The organism is Kitasatospora sp. DSM 101779 (genome assembly GCF_025655475.1).
GTDB lineage: Bacteria > Actinomycetota > Actinomycetes > Streptomycetales > Streptomycetaceae > Kitasatospora.
Genome location: NZ_JAHTIK010000001.1, coordinates 2,225,793 through 2,228,924 on the forward strand (window position 1 = coordinate 2,225,793; position 3,132 = coordinate 2,228,924).

Annotated in this window: 4 protein-coding genes; 2 read left to right on the top strand and 2 right to left on the bottom strand. The window is 76.0% G+C overall.

Going from position 1 to position 3,132, the window contains the following annotated elements; translation table 11 throughout:
* Positions 1-321 (top strand): helix-turn-helix domain-containing protein (locus KSNIM_RS10360; RefSeq protein ID WP_263102941.1); only part of this gene is annotated, 321 nt, incomplete at its 5' end.
* Between the two features lie 35 nt (positions 322-356).
* Here the strand turns inward: KSNIM_RS10360 and KSNIM_RS10365 are convergent.
* Both KSNIM_RS10365 and KSNIM_RS10370 read right to left on the bottom strand, forming a co-directional pair.
* The gene (locus KSNIM_RS10365) at positions 357-542 is read right to left on the bottom strand and encodes a hypothetical protein (RefSeq protein WP_263102942.1); all 186 of its coding nucleotides are present in this window, start codon (positions 540-542) and stop codon (positions 357-359) included.
* Positions 543-987: 445 nt separating this feature from the next.
* Positions 988-1,755, bottom strand: a complete 768-nt coding sequence (locus KSNIM_RS10370) for a crotonase/enoyl-CoA hydratase family protein (RefSeq protein WP_263102943.1) — start codon at positions 1,753-1,755, stop codon at positions 988-990.
* A 245-nt stretch (positions 1,756-2,000) separates the two neighbouring features.
* On the opposite strand from KSNIM_RS10370, the gene KSNIM_RS10375 reads away from it, so the two are divergent.
* Positions 2,001-2,933, top strand: coding sequence for a hypothetical protein (locus KSNIM_RS10375; protein ID WP_263102944.1), 933 nt, complete (start codon positions 2,001-2,003; stop codon positions 2,931-2,933).
* The last annotated feature ends 199 nt before the right edge of the window (positions 2,934-3,132 follow it).

The following is a 3,132-nucleotide window of genomic DNA, read 5'->3' on the forward strand; positions in this document are numbered from 1 at the left end:
GCCGGGCGGGGTGCGGCGCGGCAGCGCGACGAGGCGCTGAGCATGCACGCCCTCGTCGCCGAGGACGAGGCACGCGCCCACGCCCGGGCCCTGCTGGCGCCGCTCGCGGAGGCGGGCGCCCCCGGGCCGGACGTCCTGCGGGAGACCCTCACGGCCTGGCTGGCCCACCACGGCAGCTGGGACCGCACCGCGGCGGCCCTCGCACTCCACCGCAACACCGTCCGCCAGCGCATCACCCGCGTCGCCGACCTCCTCGCCGCCGACCTGAACGACCCCGACGTCCGTATGGAGCTCTGGTTCGCCCTCCGCCACCTCTCCTGAGGGACGACCGCGCCGCCCTCGGTCGGCCCCTCCCGCTACCCCCTGGAGATCGCCAGGGGCCAGGCCACCGGGAGGGGGAGGATGCCGAGGGCGATGGCGCCGAACGAGGAGGCGAGCCGGACGAAGACATGGTTCTCGCCGTTGCGGAAGCGTCCCCGGCGGGCGGAGACGAGCGGCCGGTGGCCGGGGAGGCCGAGCGTGGCGGCCGTCCAGCCGGCCATGGCGACGTATTCGGCGGCGGCCGGTGAGGGCTCGAAGACGTCGTCGCCGACGAGTCGGACGTGGCGCCGGAGGCCCGGGGCGCAGGTCGCCCGAGGCGGAGCGGAGCAGCACCGGCCGCGCCGCCCGTGCGTCGGAGGAGGGGCGGGACGGCGTGGACTCGCCCCGGCAGTGGGTGCCGGTGCCCTCCGACTCTTCGAAGCAACCGGCGACCACGAAGGTGCCGGTCGGGCCGGTGATCCCGGTCAGCGCGGCCGGCCGGGCCCCGAACAGCGGCCGGGCCACGGCCAGGCACCCACCGAGCCACAGCCCGGCGAACCCGCCGGCCGCCCGCCGCGGCCGTGTCCGGCCCTGCGACGCCCCCCGTCACTCGGTCGCCCCTCCGACGTCGCCCGACCCGGCGGCGGAGTCGCGGACCGTACAGGCGCCCGAGCGGCCCCGGCCGGGTCAGTGCCGGTCGGTGAAGGATCCGTGGCGGCCGGCGCCCTTGGCGAAACGGGCGGCGCCCTCACCGGCCTCGGGGAGCGACCGCAGGCCGTGCCGGAGTTCGTTGTCGAGGGCGTCGTGCTCGCTCAGGCCGTCCTGTTCGAGCAGGGAGAGCCGGTCCTCGCGCATGCAGGTCTGCGGGAACCGGGCGATCTCGGCGGCGAGCCGTTCGGCGGCCTGGCGGGAGGTACCGCGGGGGACGACCCGGTCGACCAGTCCGATGCTCTTGGCCTCGCCGGCGTCGACGGGGCGGCCGGTGAGGACGAGGTCCATGGCGCGGCCGGTGCCGATCAGCCGGGGCAGCCGGACGGTGCCGCCGTCGATCAGGGGGACGCCCCAGCGGCGGCAGAACACGCCGAAGACGGCGTCCTCCTCGGCGACCCGCAGGTCGCACCAGAGCGCGAGTTCGAGGCCGCCCGCGACGGCGTGGCCGGAGACGGCGGCGATGACGGGCTTGGAGAGCCGCATCCGGGTGGGGCCCATCGGCCCGTCGCCCTCGGGGGCGACCCGGTTGCCGTCGGCGGTGCCGAAGGCCTTGAGGTCGGCGCCGGCGGAGAAGGTGCCGCCCTCGCCCCACAGGACGGCGACGGAGGCCTCGGGGTCGGCGTCGAAGGACCGGAAGGCTTCGGCGAGGGCCGCGGCGGTGGGCCCGTCGACGGCGTTGCGGCTCTCGGGGCGGGAGAGGACGACGGTGGTCACCGGTCCGCTGCGTTCGGTGCGTACGGGCATCTGTGCCGGTCCTCCTCGCTGCCGCGGCCACCGCCGACCGGTGGACGGACCCCATCGAACCAGAACCGCGCCGCCCGGACGAGGCCGCCGCGCGGCGGGGTCCGGCCGACCCGCTGACAGGCGCTCATACTATGATCGGCCGCCGGGGATTGGGTGGCACACGATCCGGCGGCCGCACCGCCGAGGCCGTCCGACCCGACGGGGACAGCGCGGACGGGAAGCCGTCCGACGGGGGAAGGACCGCCATGGCAGGCAGCCATTACAAAGTGTCGCCCGAACAACTCGACCGGCTCGCCAAGGAGTGGCAGGCCCAGGCCGAACGCCTGGAGCGCGTCGCGGCCAAGGTCGGGGCGCTCTCGGGCAAGTTCCGCACCGCCGAGATCGAGACCCTGATCACCGGCGGTGTGCTCTCCACCGGCATCGTGCTGGCCGCCGAACAGGCCGCCCAGGACGCCGGGCAGAGCGCCGCCGCGACGGCGAAGGCACTGCACCAGGACGCGGCCGGGATCAGGCACTGCGCCGACAACTACCGCGAGGCCGAGGAGCACGCCGGCAAGCAGCTGCCCGGCGGCGGCCACCACGCGCCGCCCAAGTCGCCCGGCAAGCCCGGCGGCAGCGGCGGGCAGCACGGCGGCGGCCACCAGGGCGGCAGCGGCGGTCACGACGGCGGCGGCAGCGGCGGGCACCACCCGATGCCCTCCTCCCCGAACCCGCACGGCAAGATCCCGATGTCCGACGTCGACTACAGCGGCGCCGGCTCGTGGAAGAGCGGCCGGGCCGCCTGCGAGGACTACGTCAACCAGGCGCTCGACACCATGGGCATCAAGGACCCGCAGGCCCGGGCCAACTGGATGCGCGGCCTGCTCACCATGACCCAGCGCGAGTCCTCGTACAACGACTCGCACTGGCTGGTGAACAAGACCGACAGCAACGCCTGGGGCCCGACCCAGGCGGACGGGGCGCCGCTGCACTCCTCGCGCGGCCCCTGGCAGTGCATCCCGGACACCTTCGCCGCCTACCACCAGCCGGGCACGTCCACCAAGATCTACGACCCGGTGGCCAGCGCCTGCGCGTCCATGAACTACATGATGGCGCGCTACCACGTCTCACCGGACGGCCACGACCTGGCCGCCAAGGTCGCGCAGGCCAACCCGAACCACGGCCCGCAGGGCTACTGACCGTCCGCGCCGGCCCCGCGGCCGGCCGTCGAAACCAGGAAGAGCCACCTCACCGTGTCCCGACACACCACGGCGCTGCGCGCCGCCACCGCCCTCTGTGCCGCCGTCCTCGCCGTCGGCGTGCTGACCGCCTGCGACCCGGCCGAGCCGGCCGCCGCGCCGAGCACCGCCGCCGCGAGCCCGGCCGCCCCGTCCGCGG

Excerpts from the sequence above, each read along its gene's own strand:
- KSNIM_RS10375 (WP_263102944.1), top strand. The coding sequence starts at position 2,001 with ATGGCAGGCAGCCATTACAAAGTGTCGCCCGAACAACTCGACCGGCTC.
- KSNIM_RS10365 (WP_263102942.1), bottom strand. The coding sequence starts at position 542 with ATGGCCGGCTGGACGGCCGCCACGCTCGGCCTCCCCGGCCACCGGCCG.
- KSNIM_RS10370 (WP_263102943.1), bottom strand. The coding sequence starts at position 1,755 with ATGCCCGTACGCACCGAACGCAGCGGACCGGTGACCACCGTCGTCCTC.